Annotated in this window: 17 protein-coding genes; 9 read left to right on the top strand and 8 right to left on the bottom strand. The window is 72.0% G+C overall.

What is annotated here, in order from left to right:
- The first annotated feature begins 35 nt into the window (after positions 1 to 35).
- Together ACWED2_RS16115 and ACWED2_RS16110 are read left to right on the top strand one after the other, a co-directional pair.
- A complete protein-coding gene (locus tag ACWED2_RS16115; RefSeq protein ID WP_449691238.1) occupies positions 36 to 440 on the top strand; it encodes a spore-associated protein A in 405 nt (134 codons plus the stop codon).
- Positions 441 to 651: 211 nt separating this feature from the next.
- Entirely contained in the window at positions 652 to 1974 is a 1323-nt protein-coding gene (locus tag ACWED2_RS16110; RefSeq protein WP_449691237.1) for a M14 family zinc carboxypeptidase, read from the top strand.
- A 1-nt stretch (position 1975) separates the two neighbouring features.
- Here ACWED2_RS16110 and ACWED2_RS16105 read toward each other — a convergent pair whose 3' ends face one another.
- The 3 genes from ACWED2_RS16105 to ACWED2_RS16095 form a co-directional block, all read right to left on the bottom strand.
- Positions 1976 to 3007: a class I SAM-dependent methyltransferase gene (locus ACWED2_RS16105; RefSeq protein WP_449691236.1), complete on the bottom strand. Its 1032-nt coding sequence runs from the start codon at positions 3005 to 3007 to the stop codon at positions 1976 to 1978.
- Positions 3008 to 3067: 60 nt separating this feature from the next.
- A complete protein-coding gene (locus tag ACWED2_RS16100) occupies positions 3068 to 4057 on the bottom strand; it encodes a PadR family transcriptional regulator (RefSeq protein WP_449691235.1) in 990 nt (329 codons plus the stop codon).
- Between the two features lie 73 nt (positions 4058 to 4130).
- Entirely contained in the window at positions 4131 to 5072 is a 942-nt protein-coding gene (locus ACWED2_RS16095) for a LysR family transcriptional regulator (protein WP_449691234.1), read from the bottom strand.
- Positions 5073 to 5142: 70 nt separating this feature from the next.
- Between ACWED2_RS16095 and ACWED2_RS16090 the strand changes: the two genes are divergently transcribed.
- Positions 5143 to 6111, top strand: coding sequence for a YeiH family protein (locus ACWED2_RS16090; RefSeq protein WP_449691233.1), 969 nt, complete (start codon positions 5143 to 5145; stop codon positions 6109 to 6111).
- 113 nt (positions 6112 to 6224) lie between these two features.
- A complete protein-coding gene (locus ACWED2_RS16085) occupies positions 6225 to 7718 on the top strand; it encodes a sialidase family protein (RefSeq protein ID WP_449691232.1) in 1494 nt (497 codons plus the stop codon).
- Between the two features lie 71 nt (positions 7719 to 7789).
- Here ACWED2_RS16085 and ACWED2_RS16080 read toward each other — a convergent pair whose 3' ends face one another.
- The gene (locus ACWED2_RS16080) at positions 7790 to 8398 is read right to left on the bottom strand and encodes an MmpS family transport accessory protein (RefSeq protein ID WP_449691231.1); all 609 of its coding nucleotides are present in this window, start codon (positions 8396 to 8398) and stop codon (positions 7790 to 7792) included.
- A 168-nt stretch (positions 8399 to 8566) separates the two neighbouring features.
- Between ACWED2_RS16080 and ACWED2_RS16075 the strand changes: the two genes are divergently transcribed.
- From ACWED2_RS16075 to ACWED2_RS16065, 3 genes are read left to right on the top strand one after another with little or no spacing between them, the layout of a single operon-like run.
- Positions 8567 to 9766, top strand: a complete 1200-nt coding sequence (locus ACWED2_RS16075; RefSeq protein WP_449691230.1) for a sensor histidine kinase — start codon at positions 8567 to 8569, stop codon at positions 9764 to 9766.
- 9 nt (positions 9767 to 9775) lie between these two features.
- Positions 9776 to 10435, top strand: coding sequence for a response regulator transcription factor (locus ACWED2_RS16070; RefSeq protein ID WP_449691229.1), 660 nt, complete (start codon positions 9776 to 9778; stop codon positions 10433 to 10435).
- A 44-nt stretch (positions 10436 to 10479) separates the two neighbouring features.
- Positions 10480 to 11148, top strand: a complete 669-nt coding sequence (locus tag ACWED2_RS16065) for a hypothetical protein (protein ID WP_449691228.1) — start codon at positions 10480 to 10482, stop codon at positions 11146 to 11148.
- Here the strand turns inward: ACWED2_RS16065 and ACWED2_RS16060 are convergent, their stop codons facing one another.
- The 3 genes from ACWED2_RS16060 to ACWED2_RS16050 form a co-directional block, all read right to left on the bottom strand.
- Complete coding sequence (locus ACWED2_RS16060) at positions 11149 to 12420, bottom strand: MFS transporter (protein WP_449691227.1); 1272 nt, start codon at positions 12418 to 12420, stop codon at positions 11149 to 11151.
- A gap of 79 nt (positions 12421 to 12499) precedes the next feature.
- Positions 12500 to 13006: a flavodoxin domain-containing protein gene (locus ACWED2_RS16055; RefSeq protein WP_449691226.1), complete on the bottom strand. Its 507-nt coding sequence runs from the start codon at positions 13004 to 13006 to the stop codon at positions 12500 to 12502.
- A gap of 91 nt (positions 13007 to 13097) precedes the next feature.
- Positions 13098 to 14231 (bottom strand): nitric oxide synthase oxygenase, encoded by a 1134-nt coding sequence (locus tag ACWED2_RS16050; protein WP_449691413.1) that lies wholly within the window; start codon positions 14229 to 14231, stop codon positions 13098 to 13100.
- 450 nt (positions 14232 to 14681) lie between these two features.
- Between ACWED2_RS16050 and ACWED2_RS16045 the strand changes: the two genes are divergently transcribed.
- Entirely contained in the window at positions 14682 to 15707 is a 1026-nt protein-coding gene (locus tag ACWED2_RS16045; protein ID WP_449691225.1) for a CobW family GTP-binding protein, read from the top strand.
- Positions 15708 to 15775: 68 nt separating this feature from the next.
- Positions 15776 to 16030 carry a hypothetical protein gene (locus tag ACWED2_RS16040; protein ID WP_449691224.1) on the top strand — a complete coding sequence of 85 codons (255 nt, stop codon included), beginning with the start codon at positions 15776 to 15778 and terminating at the stop codon, positions 16028 to 16030.
- Here ACWED2_RS16040 and ACWED2_RS16035 read toward each other — a convergent pair.
- Positions 16027 to 16536, bottom strand: a complete 510-nt coding sequence (locus tag ACWED2_RS16035) for a TetR/AcrR family transcriptional regulator (RefSeq protein WP_449691223.1) — start codon at positions 16534 to 16536, stop codon at positions 16027 to 16029. The two genes, ACWED2_RS16040 and ACWED2_RS16035, sit on opposite strands and share 4 nt — an antisense overlap.
- Positions 16537 to 16594 lie beyond the last annotated feature (58 nt).

Genomic DNA, 16594 nt, shown 5'->3' with positions numbered 1-16594 from the left:
ATGACCGGGAATCGAGCGAACTACGGGGGGCAGCCGTGAACCTGAAGAAGATCGCCTGTGTGGCAGGGGTGAGCGCGACGGTCGTGTCGACGGCGCTCCTGGTCGGCGCGGGAACCGCATCCGCCGCGACCTACGGCGGGCAGTGCGGGAGCGGTTACGGCGTGATCGACCAGCACAACATCACCGGTGGCACGATTTTCCTCACCTTCAGCAACTCCTCCGGCAACAACTGCGCGGTGACGATCCGCAATTCGACGGGGTCGAACCACATGGACGCGCTGATCGGCCTGTCGGGTGACCCGAACTGGGAGGACACCGACCCCGGCAACTGGAGCAAGTGGGCCGGCCCCGTCTACGTGTACGGGCGTGGTCACTGCGTCGATTGGGGTGGCGTCATCGGGTCCGCGAGCTGGTACCAGTTCGACTCGCACTGCGGCTGACAGCACCTGGTGGACGAACCGCCGGCTCGCCGGCACCGGTGGGGCCGCTGTTCGCAGCGGCCCCACCTCACGGGGCGGTGATGCGCGGGTTTCGCGACTTTCGGGGGTATGGCCCCATTGCGGCGGGCCGACACACTGTGCGTGCCGGTACGGTGACCGTGGGCACGGGTCCCCGCCGGCGTCCATCCGTGCGGCGTGAGGAGATCACCCGATGGCGTCAAGGTCCCTGTCCCGGCTCGCCCTCGCGGCGACCGGCGTCCTGCTCACCTCCCTGCTCGGGGGCACCGCCACCGCGCAGACGGCGGACACGCCGGTGTTCTGGCGCGTCCCGGCCACCGCCGCCCAAGCGCAGGCGCTCACCGAGGCCGGTTTCGACGTCGAAGAAGGGGACGACGCCGCGAGCGTCAACGTCGTCGGCGGCCGGGCCGTCGCCGCGAAGCTGCGGGCGCTCGGCTACCGGCCCTCCTTCTTCGACACCGTCTACAAGGAACTGCCCGCCGAGACGAACCGGCTGGCGGCGGACACCTACTACGGCGGGTACCGGACCGTCACCGCGCACGAGAACCACCTCGCCGCCGTCGCCTCGGCGCACCCCGACCTGGCCACGAAGTACACGATCGGCCAGTCGTGGAAGAAGACGAAGGGCCAGGGCGGGCACGACATCCAGGCGATCTGCCTGACCAAGAAGCAGACCGGCGACTGCACGCTGTCGACGACGTCGAAGAAGCCGAAGTTCTTCCTGATGGCCCAGATCCACGCGCGCGAGCTGTCGACCGGCGAGCTCGCCTGGCGCTGGATCGACTACCTCGCCGACGGCTACGCCACCGACGCCACCGCCAAGTCCATTTTGGACACCACCGAGGTGTGGGTGGTGCCGATCGCCAACCCCGACGGCGTCGACATCGTCGCCTCCGGCGGGAACTCGCCGAAGCTGCAGCGCAAGAACGCGAACAACTCGCGGGGCAGCTGCACCGGCACGGGCATCGGCGTCGACCTCAACCGCAACTCGACGTTCAAGTGGGGCGGCGACTCCAACTCCGCCTGCTCCGAGACCTACCAGGGCGTCAGCGCGGGTTCGGAGCCGGAGGTGCAGGCGCTGGAGAAGCTGGCCCGCGCGATCTACCCGGACCAGCGCGGCACGGGCAACAACGACCCGGCGCCGTCGACCGCCACCGGCACGATGATCACGCTGCACAGCTACGGCAACGACATCATCATCCCGTGGGGCTTCACCCAGGCCACCTCGCCGAACGACGCCCAGTACCGCAGGCTCGGCGCGAAGTACGCCGCGTCCAACGGCTACCTCGTCGGCACCAACGAGGAGACCGTCGGCTACGACACGACCGGCACCACCGACGACTTCACCTACGGCGAACTCGGTGTCGCCAGCGTGACGTTCGAGGTCGGCAGCTCGAGCGGCACGTGCGGTGGCTTCCTGCCGCGCTACACCTGCGTCGACAGCACGTTCTGGCCGAAGAACAAGGGTGCGCTGGTCACCGCCGCGAAGGCCGCCGCGGCGCCGTACCAGCAGTGAGTCACGGGCGGCAGACGTAGATGCAGTTCTGCGGGCGCGGGGATCCGAGCACTTCGACGTGCCGGAACCCCGCGTCCGCCAGCATTTCCGCCGCTTTTTCGGTGCCCCACACCGCGCCCAGCGCGGCGCCGCCCTCGGCGAGTGACGTCGTCGTGCAGTACATCAGGCTGATCGCGTAGGTCAGCGCCGCCAGCGGGTTGCCGACGTTGTTCTCCAGGTGGCTGGAGAAGTTGGTGTCCACCATGAAGAACAGGCCGTCCGGGGCGAGCGCCTCGCGGACCCGGCGCAGCACGACGTCCGGGCGGTCCTGGTCGTGGACGGCGTCGAAGGCGGTGATGACGTCGAAGGGCGGATCGGCGGTCAGCTCGGCGGCGTCCCCGACGACGAATCCGGCGTTCGCCGGCCTGTTTTCGTTCGCCTGCTCGACGACGCTCGCATTGATGTCCAGGCCGGTGAAGTGCGAGGCGGGGAACGCCCGGGCGGCGACGGCGACGGCGTTCCCGGTGCCGCAGCCGAGGTCGAGCACGCGCACGCCGTCGCTGAGCCGGTCCACGAGGCCGGGGACCGCGCCGAAGAAGCCGTCCACGAGGTGCTCGCGGTAGATGTGCTTCCAGCTGTCGCCGGTTTTCGCGCCGAGGCTTTCCAGGTGGGGGCCGTAGGCGGCCCTCGGGACGCCGCCGCCCTCGGCGAACGCGCGTTCCAGCTCCGGCAGGATGCCGGTGAACGCCGACAGGGTCAGCAGCGACGGCATCAGGTTCGCCGCGGTTTCGCCGAGCAGGAACTTGGCGTGCTGCGGCGGGAAGGTGTACTCGCGGCCGTCGTAGGTGAAGATGCCGCCAGTGACCATGGCGCCGAGCCACTCGCGGACGTAGCGTTCCCGCAGGTTCGCGCGTTCGGCGAGCCCGGCGCTGGTGGCGGGCCCGCGAGCGGCGGCGGCGAGGAGGCCGGTGCGGTGGCCGACGCCGATGAGCATGGTGAGGGCGCTGCCGGTCATGGTCGCGGTCAGGTGCGCGGCGAAGTCCTTCTCCTCCATGGGGGTAGCGTACCCGCCCGGCCGGACCGTCCGATGTGGACGATCCGGCCGGGCGGGCGGTCAGGCGTCCTCGTCCTCCAGGCCCGCGTCGGCGAGCACCGCGTACACCCGGCGGCGCGCGTCGGCCAGGATCTTCTTCACCTCGGCCACCTGGGCCTCGTTGCCGCTGTACCCCACCTGCGCCGCCGCGCCGGACAGCTCGCCCAGTGCGTGCCACAGCGCGGCGAACCGGTCGGCGCCCGGTTCCTCCTCCGGCTCCTCCCACAGTGCCGCGAACTCCTCCTCGCGGCCCGCCACGTGCTCGCGGCCCGCATCGGTCAGCTCGGCGACCCGGCGGCCGGCCGTCTCCACCGTGTGGACCAGGCCTTCGTCCTCGAGCTGCTGCAGGATCGGGTACACCGACCCCGGGCTGGGGCGCCAGCGGTCGTGCGTCCGGCGGCGGATCTCCTGCATCAGCTGGTATCCGTGCCTCGGTTCCTCGGCCAGCAGCGCCAGCACCGCCGGCCGCACCGGGCGCGCCTGCGGGCGGCCGCCGCCGCGGAACTCGCGGACCCGCTGGAACGGTCCGGCGCCGCCGAACCAGCCACCCGGGCCGCCGAACGAGCCCGGGCCGCCCGGGAACCCGGGGAAGCCCGGCCCACCGGGAGGCTGCGGCGGGTGGGGTGGGTGGGGCGGTGGCGGCGGGAATCCGCGCGCCAGCTCCGGACCGCCATCCCAGTCCTCCTGCCCCGGCACCCCGTGCTCCGGCCCGAGGTGCCCGCGCCCTGGCCCGGTGTGCTCCGGCCCGAGGCGTCCGCGCCCTGCACCGGCATGCTCCGACCCCAGGTGCCCCTGCCCGGCATCACCAGGCTCGGGCCCCAAGTAGGCGTGCCCCCCACCTCCCCGCTCCGGCCCGAAATGCCCGCGCCCGAACCCGCCGTGCCCCAGGTGCCCGAGCACGTCGTGCCCCGGGTGCCCGACGTGGCCGTGCCCACCGTGCCCGGGTCCGTGGTGCCCGAAGTGCCCCCCGAACCCGGCGAAGATCCGGCCCGCTCCCGCGCTCGGTTCCATGATGCTCTCCTATCGTATCGGCGACATTCACACGATATATCGCCACTCGATCGAGGGCAAGGCCACCACCGCGTCAGCCGAGGTGCCGGCCCGGCACCTCGGCCGGACCGAACCGCTGAGAACCGGACTTCACCGCCAGCGTCAGCAGGTCCGCCGCCGGGCCGGTCAGCCGCCGCCCCGCCGGCCACACCGCGCGCAGCACGCGGCCCAGTTCGACGTCCTCGACCGGCACCGGCACCAGCCGGCGGCCCGCCACTTCGCGCACGACGTCGAGATCGCTGATCACCGCCGGGCCGGCGCCCGCGATCACCGCGTTGCGCACCGCCGACGCCGAACCCAGCTCCAGCAACGGTTTCACCGGGCCCGCCCCGGCCCGGCGCAGTGCCGCCTCGACCGTCTCGCGGGTTCCCGAGCCCGGTTCGCGCACCACCAACGGCGTCGCGGCCAGCTCGCCGGCCCGCAGCGGACGACGGCGCCGCGCCCAGGCGTGGCCGGCCGGCACCACCACCACGAGCCGGTCGGCCGCGACGCGGCGCGTCGCCAGGCCCGGCCACGGCCCCGGCGACTCGACGAACCCCAGGTCCACCCGGCCGCGCACGACCAGCTCGGCGACCTGCTCGGAGTTCACCACCTCGAGCCCGACGTAGGTGTCCGGGCCGGTCCGCTTGATCTCGCCGATCCAGGCGGGCACGAAGTGCTCGGCGAGCGTCATGCTGGCCGCGACCCGCAGCTGCGCGCCGCGCTGGGTGCGCAGGGCCTCCGCTCCCGTGCGCAGTCCGTCCACTTCGGCCAGCACGCGGTGCGCCCAGCCGGCGATCACCCGGCCGTCCGGGGTCAGCGCCGAGCCGCGCCGGGTCCGGTCCACCAGGGACAGTCCCAGCTGGCGTTCCAAAGTGGACAGCCGTTTGCTCGCCGACGGCTGGGCGATGCCGAGCACCCCGGCCGCCTGGCCGATGCTGCCGAGGTCGTCGACGAGCACCAGCAGGCGCAGGGAGTCCAGGTCCGGTCCGGTCATAGCTTCAGTCTATGACCTCGGCACGCACCACCGGCTACCGCGCACGCCGGGCAGCGGCGAAGCTGCAGGAATGGCACTGACGACGGCGAAGACCTCCGGCCTGGCGATCACCGGGCTCGGTGTCGCCGCGGCGTACGCGCTCAGCTCGGCGTGGCCGGTGGTCGGCGCCCTGACCGCCGCGGTCGTGCTGGGCGTGGTCGCCGGCAGTACCCCGGTCCTGACCGGGGAGCACCGCCAAGCTGTCGCCCGGCTCACGAAGCGCCTGCTGCGCGCGGGCGTCGTCCTGCTCGGGCTGCAGCTCGCCGTCCCGACCGTGCTCGCGCTCGGCCCCGGCACGCTCGCCGCGGTCGTGCTGACCGTCGCGGTCACCTTCCTCGGCACGCTCGGCCTCGCCCGGCTGGTCCGGGTGCCGCGCGGGCTCGCCCTGCTGGTGGCCACCGGCTTCTCGATCTGCGGCGCCTCGGCGATCGCCGCCGTGGAAGGCGTGATCGAGCGCGACGACGAAGACGTCGCCACCGCCGTCGCACTCGTCACCTGCTTCGGCAGCCTCACCCTGGCCGCACTCCCCCTGCTCGCCCACGCGCTCGGCCTCGACGCCGTCCGGACGGGCAGCTGGGCCGGGCTCTCGGTGCACGAGGTCGCCCAGGTCGTCGCGGCCGCCGGGCCCGCGGGCGCCGCCGCGGTCGGGGTCGCCGTGGTGGTGAAGCTCAGCCGCGTCGTCCTGCTCGCCCCGGTGGTCGCGCTCGTCGGGGCCGCCGAACGCGGCCGCCGCGACACCCGCACCCCGCTCGTGCCGCTGTTCGTCCTCGGCTTCCTCGCGCTGGTCGCGGTCCGGAGCACCGGGCTCGTCCCGGGATTCGTGCTCGACGTCGCGAAGACCGCGTCGACCCTCCTGCTCGCCGGCGCGCTCTTCGGTCTCGGCTGCGCCGTCCGGCCGGGCGCGTTGCTGCGCGGCGGCGGCCGGGCCCTGCTCCTGGGCCTCCTGTCCACGCTTCTGGTGGTGGTGACCGGGTTCGGTACGCTGGCCGCGTTCACCTGAATTCTCCCTCCCGTTCACGTATAGTTCGTTATACGTGAGGTTGTACGGCTCTTGTACGGATCGTGTCGACGCTGCTGGCGAGACGAAGACCGAATCCGTAGGGAGCCCGAACCGTGAAGATCACCCGACTCGCCCAGGGGCTGCTGGCCGGGCTGCTGGGGTGCGCCGCCCTCGGCGTCCCGGCGGCCGTCGGCGCCGCGACCGCCCAGGCCGATGTGGCCAGCACGCTGGTGTTCACCAAGAACACCGAAGGCCACGACTGTTATCGCATTCCCACCGTCGTCAAGGCGAACAACGGCGACCTGCTCGCCTTCGCCGAAGGCCGCAACGGCGGCGCCCACGCCTGCGCCGACCTGGGCAAGATCGATCTCGTGATGAAGCGTTCCACCGACGGTGGCAAGACGTGGGGCGCGCTGAACACCGTCATCACCGCGTTCGGCGACACGAAGGGCAACCCCGCGCCGATCGTGATCCCGGGCAGCAACCGGATCGTGCTGCTGTCGACCATGCAGTGCTACACCAACCCCGACTGCGGCCGGATCCCGCGCGTGTCCATCAGCGAGGACAACGGGAAGACGTGGGGCGCGCCGAAGACGCTGACCACGGAACTCGGCTTCTCGACCGCGCCGGGCTGGCTGGCCACCGGGCCGTCCCACGGGATCGTGCTGACGCGCGGCGCGCACAAGGGCCGGCTCGTCGCCGGGATGAGCTACTCGAACATCGGCGCGCTGGTCTACAGCGACGACCAGGGCAGCACCTGGCACCTCGGCGCCACCGACAAGCCGACGACGAGCGCGATCAACCCGCAGGAGATCAGCGTCACCGAGCTCCGGGACGGCCGGATCTACGCCGCCGCGCGCAACCAGGCGAACGACGGCGACAAGTGCCTCGCGGACGGCACCCACAACCGCGCGTTCGCGATCAGCTCGGACGGCGGCGAGACGTTCAGCTCGAAGTTCGACTTCGCCACCGACCTCGTCGCGCCGACGGTCGAGGGCTCGACGGCCCGGATGAGCGCGACCGACACCGGCGGCAAGTACAACCGGATCCTGTTCGCCGCGCCGTCCGTGTGCGGTGAGCGCGAGCAGCTGCGGGTGCACTCGTCGTTCGACGAAGGCGCCAACTGGACCGGCAACGCCGGCAGCCTGCTGGTGTGGGGAGGGGGCGCGGCGTACTCGGACATGGTGCAGCTGTCGCAGTCGTCGGCCGGGGTGCTGTTCGAAGTGGGCCCCACCGAGCACCCCTACGACGCGATCCGCTTCGCCACGGTCACCGAAGCCGCGCTCGGCGCCCCGGCCTGCGGTGGCGGCTACAGCGTCATCGACTCGGCGCCGCTGGGCACCGGCGGCGCGGCCGGCACGGTTTACCTGTCGTACAACGCTTCCAACGGCCAGAACTGCGTCAGCACCATGAAGAACGCCTCCGCCGGGACGGCCACGACGATCTCGGCCTACCTGGAGGTCAAGGGCTCGGCGCGGCAGACCGACTCGGGCTCGTTCTCCTGGTTCGCCGGCCCGGTCAAGGCGACGGCGGCGGACAAGTGCGTGAAGTGGGGCGGCTCGGCCGGCGGCCAGGCCTACGACAGCGAATTCGAGCACTGCAGCTGAACCGCGACGGGTGGGACCCGCCCCTGGGCCGGGTCCCACCCTCCGTCACGCGGCCCGGCCACCCTGGCGGTTCAGAAGCCGGTGCAGCTGGCGACGGCCCCGGCGCCGGCCGCGGTCGCCGTCTTGGCCTCCTTGCCGTCGACGACCACCTTGCAGCTGACCGAACCGCCGTCCGGCCCGGCGGTCGCGGTGAACTGGGCCCCGGCGAGGAAGCCGGTGGCCTCGACGGTCTTGGTCCACGGCACCGGGGCGCCGGCCTCGGTGTTGACCAGGATCGTGTTCCGGTCGAAGGTGCTGTAGTCGATGTCGACGGCCTTCGCGTCGCCGGTCACCTCGTAGACGATGGTGTGGTGCGCGGTGGCCTGCTCGTTGACGTCGCTGATCGCCTTGCCGATCACCACCGCCCACAGGACGCAGACGACCAGGCCGAGCAGCGACACGACGACGCCGGCGATCGAGAGGCCCTTGTTGGTCGCCTTCCGGGAGCGGACTCTGGCCACGCCCACCGCGGAGAGGATCAGGCCGAGCACGCACAGGGGCCAAGCGACCACGCCGACCAGCGGGATCGGGGCGAACACGAGCCCGATCAGGCCGAGGACGAACCCGGCCGTGCCCAGGCCGTTGCGCGGCGGCGCGGCCGGCGGGGCCGCCTGCTGCTGGATCGGGGTGTAGTCGGTCATCGGGGTTTCCTTTCGCCTCTTCCTGACGGCGTGAAGGAAACCAGCGGCGCGGTCCGGCCCGCGTCGTCCGCAAGCCTCGACGCGTTACGACGAAAGTCGTCACCGGCCGCGGCGTGGACGAGCGGATCGGCTGATGGGCGCGCGGTCGCCACCTCGTAGGCTGCCCCCATGGGACGGTCCGTGCTGGGCGTGGTGTGCACCGTGCTGGCAGTCGCCGCGAGCGTGGTGACCGGCATCGTGAACGTGGCACTGGAGATCAGCCTGCCCGGCACCGACGAACTGCACGTGACGGCCGCGGCGGTACTGGGCTGGTTCTTCGGGATCGGCGCGTCGATCATGCTGGTCTGGCGGTGGCACCGGCCCCTGGTGGTGACCGGCATCGCGGTGGTGCCGCCGTTGCTGCTGGTGTCCGACTCGCTGGCCGCGTTGATCGCCCTCGCCGCGCTCGCGACCCGCTACACCGGTTGGTGGCGCTGGGGCGCGGCGGCGCTGGTGTTCGCCGCGACCGGGCTCGCGGTGTGGCGCGACGCCAGCCGGGTCACCGAAAGTTCACTGGCCGAGGCGTGGATCTCGACCGAAACCACCGGCGCCAAGCTGATCGGGGTCGCCATCACCGCCGCGGTGTACACGGCGATCCCGCTCACGCTGGGGATCGTCCGGCACAACATCACCGAGAAGCGCCGCCTCGCCGCCGAGGAGGCGGCGCTGCGCGACCAGGTCGCCCGCCGGGAGGAGCAGGCGCGGATCGCCCGCGAGATGCACGACGTCCTCGGGCACCGGCTCTCCCTGCTTTCGCTGCAGGCGGGTGCGTTGGAGGTCACCGCGGCGACGGCGCCGGACGCCGTGGAGGCGGCCAAGACGGTGCGGACCACCGCGCGGCAGTCACTCGACGACCTGCGCCAGGTGATCGGCGTGCTGCGCGGTTCGGGCTTCGCCGACCGGCCACCCGGCGGGCCCGCGGAGCCGCCCCAGCCGACGCTGGCCGACATCCCCGACCTCGTCGCCGGTGCCCGGCAGGCCGGCTTGGCGGTCAACGTGACGATCCTGCTCGACCAGGCGTCGACGGCCCCGGCCCCGCTCGGCACGGCGGCGTACCGGATCCTCCAGGAGGCGTTGACGAACGTGCTGCGGCACGCACCGGGAGCGACGGCGGAACTGCGGGTCCGCGGCGGCCCGGGCGCGGGGCTGTCGGTCGAGGTCTTCAACCCGCTCCCGGCGCACCCGGTGCCGTCACCGGGCTCGGGCACCGGGCTCACCGGTGTCAACGAGCGCGTCTCTCTCCTGGGCGGCTCGTTGTCGGCGGGCCCGGTCGACGGGCGGACGTTCGCGCTGCGGGCCTGGCTGCCGTGGGTGGCACCGGCGCCCTAGCATGGGCGGGTGAGCGTGCGCGTACTGCTCGTCGACGACGACCCGCTGGTCCGCACCGGACTGTCCATGATCCTGGGCAGCACGCCGGACCTGCAGGTGGTCGCGGAGGCGGGCGATGGCGACGAAGCGGTCCAGCAGGTCGCCCGGCACGCGCCGGACGTGGTGATCATGGACATCCGCATGCGCCGGATGAACGGCCTGGTGGCGACGGCGGCGGTGCTGGCCCAGCCCCGCCCGCCGAAGGTCCTGATCCTGACGACGTTCGACCTGGACGAGTACGTGTTCGAGGCACTGGCGGCGGGAGCGAGCGGCTTCCTGCTGAAGGAGGGCTCGCCGCAGGAGATCATCGAAGGCGTCCGGGTGGTGGCGAACGGCGACGCGATGTTGTCGCCCCGGATGACGAAGCAGCTGATCGGCGAGTTCGTGGCGTCGCGGGCGAACCCGCGGCGGTCGCGGGCCCAGGCGAAGCTGGAGCTGCTCAGTGAGCGGGAACGCGAAATCGTGACGGCGGTGGCGCAGGGAAAGCCGAACGCGGAGATCGCGGCGGAGCTGTTTCTCAGCGAGGCGACGGTGAAGACGCACATCACGCGGACGTTCGCGAAGCTGGACGTTTCGAACCGGGTGCAGCTGACGATCTTCGCTTACGAAGCGGCGCTCGTGACGCCGTGAACTCCCGCTGGGTTCGCCGCGCCTTGCTCCTTCTCGTTCCCGTCGTGTTCTTGGTGGCGCTGCGGTTCGGCCGGCTGAGCTGGCTCATCGCGGACGGCGGCGCCGTCCGCAATGTGCTCGAAGCGCTCAGCTGGGTGGCCGCGCTCGGGGGTGTGGGTTTCGCCCTGCTCGAACTGCGCAAGCAGCGCCCGGAACCGGTCGTCGAGCACGGCGTGTATGTGGGCCGCGCTCTGCACCTCGACGGCGATCGGCTGCCGAAGGTGGCCGACGTGCCACTGCTGGCGTTGCGGGTGAAGCGGGCGGTGGACACGTCCGACGACCGGGACCTCCCCCGGTACGTCCCCCGCGACCGCGACGAGGATCTGGAGTGGGCGATCGCGAGCGGCGGCCTGGTGGTGCTCCACGGCCGCGCCGCCGCGGGCAAGAGCCGCGCGGCGGCCGAGGCGCTGCGCCGGCTGCGTCCTTCGCACGACTTGCTGGTCCCCATCGACGGCCCGGCATTGCGGACGATCGCCGGGGCGAACCTCACGGACACCGTGGTCTGGCTCGACGACCTCGAGCGCTTCCTCGTCCCGGGCGGGCTCGACGCGCGCCTCGCCGTTCGAAACCGAGTCGACACCATCGCGCAACTGCGGACCTACGCGGTCGCAAAGGGGCACCATGCGGCAGCGAGCCTGCTCGAGAAGTTCGGATCCGGCGGCCGGACCGACTGATCACCGCGACCCCGCCGGCGCCGTCGCCACCGCGGACTCGCCGAACTTGATTCCCTTCGCCTCCTTGCCGATCGCCGTCAGCACCGCCACCGCGATCAACCCCGGCACCACCGTCCACACCAGAGCCGAGGTGTACCCGTGGGACTCCGCGATCGCCTGTTGGATCGGCAGGTTCAGCGCCGCCAGCAGGTTTCCCAGCTGGTACGTCACTCCCGGGTAGAAGCCGCGGATGGCGTCCGGGGACATCTCCGTCAGGTGCGCCGGGATCACGCCCCACGCGCCCTGGACCATGATCTGCATCAGGAACGAGCCCAGCGCCAGCATCCCGGCTCCGTGGTCGATCGCGAAGATCGGGACCACCGGCAGCCCCAGCACCGCCGCCGTCACGATGGTGCGGCGGCGGCCCAGCTTCTCCGACAGCGTCCCGAACGCACACCCGCCGATGATGGCGCCGACGTTGTACAGCACCGCGATCCACGTGCTCGTCGAGGCGCTCAAGCCCGCGCCGCCGTTGTCGTGGGCCTTGAGGAAGCTCGGGTAGACGTCCTGGGTTCCGTGGCTCATCCAGTTGAACGCCGTCATCAGCAGGATGAGGTAGCCGAAGCGGCGGATCACCTTCGGGTTGACCAAGATGTCCTTCACCGACGTCCGCGTCACCTTCAGCTTCTCGCGCGCCGCCTCCCACACCTCCGACTCGCGGACGCGTGCGCGGATCAGCAGGCTGATCAGCGCCGGGAAGATGCTCAACACGAAGATCCAGCGCCACTGCAGGCCCAGCGCCGAATGGAACAGCAGGTACGCCAGCGCCGCCAGCAGGTAGCCGATCGAGTAGCCGACCTGCAGCAGGCCCGAAAAGAAGCCGCGGCGCTCGACCGGGATCTTCTCCATCGCCAGCGCCGCGCCCAGGCCCCACTCGCCGCCCATGCCGATGCCGTACACGAACCGCAGCACCAGCAGCACCGCGAAGTTCGGGGCGAACGCGCACAGCAGGCCGGCCACCGAATACAGCAGGACGTCGGCCATCAGCGGGATCCGGCGGCCGACCCGGTCGGCCCACAGCCCGAACAGGAGCGCGCCGACCGGGCGCATCACCAGTGTTGCCGTCGTGATGAACGCCAGCTGGGTGGCGGTCGCGCCGAACGAGGAGTCCTTCGCGATGTCCGCCAGCACGAACACGACGAGGAAGTAGTCGAAGGAGTCCATGCTCCAGCCGAGCAGCGCCGCGAGGAAGGCGTTGCGCTGGTCCGAGGTAAGCGCTTTCCGATCCGTCACGTTCGCCCCGTTCCGTCGGTTTCCCACCGGAATACCTCAGGTTCGGTCTATCACCCACCACCCCGGGCGGGCAAGGGGCTCAGAGCGCGACGCGGGTGCGCACCCGGCGGCCGACGTCCCGGGCCCACGCCTTGATCCGGTCCCAGTCGCGGAAGTCGCCTGCCCGCCGGCCCGACGCCAGCAGCCTGGGGATCAGGCCTCGCACGGTCGCCGGGTCCAGCCGGCCGCCGAACGTGGCCGTGCGCTCCGCGTCGATGCGAGCGGCCAGCAGCGCCACGTTCGCCGGCAGGCTGACCTGGTGCGTGGCCGCGCCGGGGCCGCACGGTCCGCTGTGGAACAACCACACCGGACGCTCGGCGAGCGCCCGCGCGTTGCGCTCCAGCAGCCGGACGGCCTCCGGCCGCCAGCGGTGGTAGTACAGCGCGCTGCCGACGACGACCGCGGCGTAGTGCTCGACGCCGGCGACGTCGGCGGCGTCGCGCACGTCGACGGTCAGGCCCGCTTCACCGAGCTCGGCGGCGATGACCTCGGCGATCTGCCGGGTTCCGCCGTGACGCCCGGCGTAGGCGACGAGGACTGCGGTCATGCGTTCCATTGTCGGCCCTCGGGGGCCGGACTGCCCCGCGGGTCGCGCACGATCCGCCGAACGGGCGCTTCCACGCTACTCTCCGCATCGCTCACGGCGGCGGCAGGAAAGCCGGCCGCTCCGCCGGGTCCGGTTCGTCGTAATAGCGGTGGAAGACCGCGGTCTGCCCACCCGAAATCGGCGGCACGATCCAGCTCCACTCCGCGGGGCACCGGCGCCCGGCCCGCTCCTCGCGTTCCAGGTGGGACAGGAACCGCTGCGACTCGGTGTGGTGGTCGGCCATCGTGACCCCGGCCGCGTCGAAGGAGTGCTGCACCGCCAGCGTCAGCTCCACCACCGCCCGGTCGCGCCACAGCGTGCGCTCGGACCCGGTGTCCAGCCCCATCAGCTCGGCGATGACGGGCAGCAGGTCGTAGCGCTGCTCGTCGGCCAGGTTCCGGGCGCCGACCTCGGTGCCGAGGTACCAGCCGTTGAACGGCGCGGCCGGGTAGGTGACGCCGCCGATCTCCAGCGGCATGTTGCTGATCGCGGGCACGGCGTGCCAGCGCAGCCCCAGCCCGGCGAACCAGCGGTGGTCGGGGTGGGTCAGCGGCACCTCCAGGACGGCGTCCGGGGGCAGCGTGAACAGCCGCGGCTCGCCGGGCACGGCCTCGATCAGCAGGGGCAGAACGTCGAAGGAGCCCTTCCGCTCCGGTGGCCGCCAGCCGAGTCCGCGCACCTGCTCGGTGAACCCGGTGTAGCGCGGGTCGCCGAGGACCGAGCCGTCTTCGAAGCGGTAGCCGGCGTAGCGGATGAGCTGCTCGTTGTGGATGCGCGGACCCGGCGTGTCCGGGGTGTCCGGCGCGAACACCGTGACCGTCGGCCGGATCCGCCCGCCGCGGGTGGCCTGGCGCAGGTGGGCGACGCACTCGCCGGCGATCGCGGCGGGGTCGGTGACCCGGCGGCGGTCGCGGATCCGCAGGCTGCGCCAGTACAGCCGGCCGATGCAGCGCGCCGAGTTGCGCCACGCGATGCGCGCGCCGTACGCCAGCTCGGCCGGGGTGTGCCGGTAGGTGCCGGTTTCCTGGATTTCCGCGCGGACCGCGGCCAACCGGGTCTCGAACCGGTCGCCCTCTTCCGCCGCCCCTTCGGCGAACATCCGGTCCAGGAATTCCTCCGCTTCCGCGGAATTGACGCTTTGCTCCTCCGAGACGCGCTGCGGGTAGAGCGGCAACGCTGCCGTCACCCGCTCGGGTGTAACGGTCACCGCGGTTCCCCACTCTCCGAAATCGCGATCTGCAGCCCGACGAAAAGATTCACCGTTCCTCCGAGGTCGCCGACGACACTGCGCACCGGAAGTCCCCACCGCCCTGGGAACTCCGGCCAGGCGGGGGAGGATACCCCACGTTCCGCCGGGTGGACTCCGCCAGTCGGGAACGTCGTCCCGCCTATCCCGGAATACCGGCGAAAACCAGGCCCCTGCTGAAAAAATAACTGCTACGAAGCGTTAGGCGGACATGGCACAGCGCGTTTTCCGCCAATCGATCACTCCGGGACGGCAAAGCGCCGTGATCCTTTTCCGGGTGCCGGCGTTCGTCTTTTCGTGGGCATTCGCCGAACGGCCTTCACCGGGGGCGGCCACCCGGGTACGCGCGCCCGCGTTAGAGTCGCGGCGATCGGCAGAGGAGGGAGTTTCGTGAACGCCAGGCGCATCCCCGTGGTCCTCGTCGCCGGATTCCTCGGCGCGGGCAAGACGACGCTGCTCAACCACCTGCTCGCCAACCGCGAGGGCGCCCGGGTCGGCGTAGTGGTCAACGACTTCGGCCGGGTGAACGTCGACGCGCTCGCCGTCGCCGGCCAGGTCGACACGATGGTCTCCCTCGGCAACGGCTGCCTGTGCTGCGCGGTCGACGCGAGCGGGCTCGACGCGATGCTCACCAAGCTGTCGAGCGCCGAGGCGGGCATCGACGTCATCGTCGTCGAAGCCAGCGGCATCGCCGAACCCCGCGATCTCATCCGGCTGATGATCGCCAGCGAGAACCCGGACATCCGCTACGGCGGGCTGGCCGAGGTCGTCGACGCCGCGGAGTTCGAGGCCGCCCGCGAACGCCACCCCGAACTGGCCGACCACCTGCGGCTGGCCGACCTCGTGGTGCTGAACAAGGCCGACCGCGTGCCCGCCGAGACGCTCGCGAAGCTCACCGCGACCGTCGAAGAGCTGGCGCCGGGCCGCCCGCTGCTGGTCACCGAGCACGGGCGGGTCGACCCGCGGCTGTTCTTCGACCCGGAACCCCGCGGCGAGCGGGCCGGCCAGCTGTCGTTCGACGACCTGCGCGAGGACGACCACGACCACTCGCGGCACCTGCACGCCGAGTACCAGACGGTCACCTTCACCGCCGGGACGCCGCTGGCGCCGCGCGCCTTCGTCGAGTTCCTCGAGCGGCGGCCGGCCGGGCTCTACCGGATGAAGGGGCAGGCCGACTTCGGTCCCACCGGCCCGCAAGCGCGCTTCCACCTGCACACCGTCGGCGGGTTCGTGCAGCTGGAGCGCTCGGCCTGGCCGCCGGGCGAGCCGCGGCGGACCGAACTGGTGCTGATCGGCGCCGGCCTCGACACCGACGCCGTGCTCGCCGACCTGGACCGGTGCCTGGCCGACGACCCGGACACCGTGGACGAGCGCGGCCTGCTGCACATCCTGCGCTACCTGCCCGACCAGGCCTGAGCTCCCCGCCACGCCGAAGATCGGCAAATGCGCCGGTGTCCCGGCCACCGCGACGGACACTGACCGCCATGACGACCACCGCGGTGAGCGCACCACGCTGGTACCTGGTCGGCGTGCTGCCCGAAGACGTCCCCCTGGCCCACCTGATGACCCGCTCCGGCGACCTCCGCTACCGGCGCTCGGCCTGCGGGGCGCGCGAGTCCCGCAGCTGGAAGCCCGTGGACCTGACGACAGCCGAGCTGACCCCGTGCCCGGAGTGCGTCGCGACACTGTCCGGCGTCGGCGAGGACCGCGGCCAGCTGGCCCTCGACCTGCCGGTCTAGATCAGGGTCTGCGCGAGCCGCTTCGCCGTGGCGAACGGCTGCGAGCTCTGGGCGACGACCGACGTGACCGCCGCACCTTCCAGCAGGAGCATCAGCTCGTCGGCGAGCCCGGGTTCGCCATTGCGCAACTGCGCCCGCAGGTAGCCGTGCAACCCGCTCTTGTGGTGGCGGACCACTTCGCGCACCGGGTCGGCGGGGTCGGGGAACTCCGAGGTCGCGTTCAGGAACGCACAGCCGCGGTAGCCGTCGCGGGAAAGCCAGGCGCCATAGGCGTCGAAGACCGCCAGCACCCGCGCCCGCGGGTCGGGGTGCGCGGCGGTGATCCGGTCGATCTCCTCCTGCCACCGCCGGTCGCGTTCCCGCAGGTACGCGACGACGAGCCCGCTCTTCGACCCGAAGTTGCCGTACAGGGCCGCCTTCGTCACCCCGGCCTCGGCCGCCACCGTGTCGACACCGACGGCGTGGATGCCGTCGCGGTAGAACAGCGTCGACGCGGCCTGAAGCACCTTTGCACCCGCATCGCCGGGACGGGTCCGGCCCACCGCACTCCTCCGAACAGATCGG

It is taken from the genome of Amycolatopsis sp. NPDC005003 (assembly GCF_053600695.1).
The sequence above is the reverse complement of the archived record's forward strand: the minus strand, read 5'-3'. Positions and strand labels throughout refer to the sequence as shown.

Excerpts from the sequence above, each read along its gene's own strand:
- ACWED2_RS16110 (WP_449691237.1), top strand. The coding sequence starts at position 652 with ATGGCGTCAAGGTCCCTGTCCCGGCTCGCCCTCGCGGCGACCGGCGTC.
- ACWED2_RS16105 (WP_449691236.1), bottom strand. The coding sequence starts at position 3,007 with ATGGAGGAGAAGGACTTCGCCGCGCACCTGACCGCGACCATGACCGGC.
- ACWED2_RS16100 (WP_449691235.1), bottom strand. The coding sequence starts at position 4,057 with ATGGAACCGAGCGCGGGAGCGGGCCGGATCTTCGCCGGGTTCGGGGGG.
- ACWED2_RS16095 (WP_449691234.1), bottom strand. The coding sequence starts at position 5,072 with ATGACCGGACCGGACCTGGACTCCCTGCGCCTGCTGGTGCTCGTCGAC.
- ACWED2_RS16090 (WP_449691233.1), top strand. The coding sequence starts at position 5,143 with ATGGCACTGACGACGGCGAAGACCTCCGGCCTGGCGATCACCGGGCTC.
- ACWED2_RS16080 (WP_449691231.1), bottom strand. The coding sequence starts at position 8,398 with ATGACCGACTACACCCCGATCCAGCAGCAGGCGGCCCCGCCGGCCGCG.
- ACWED2_RS16075 (WP_449691230.1), top strand. The coding sequence starts at position 8,567 with ATGGGACGGTCCGTGCTGGGCGTGGTGTGCACCGTGCTGGCAGTCGCC.
- ACWED2_RS16055 (WP_449691226.1), bottom strand. The coding sequence starts at position 13,006 with ATGACCGCAGTCCTCGTCGCCTACGCCGGGCGTCACGGCGGAACCCGG.
- ACWED2_RS16040 (WP_449691224.1), top strand. The coding sequence starts at position 15,776 with ATGACGACCACCGCGGTGAGCGCACCACGCTGGTACCTGGTCGGCGTG.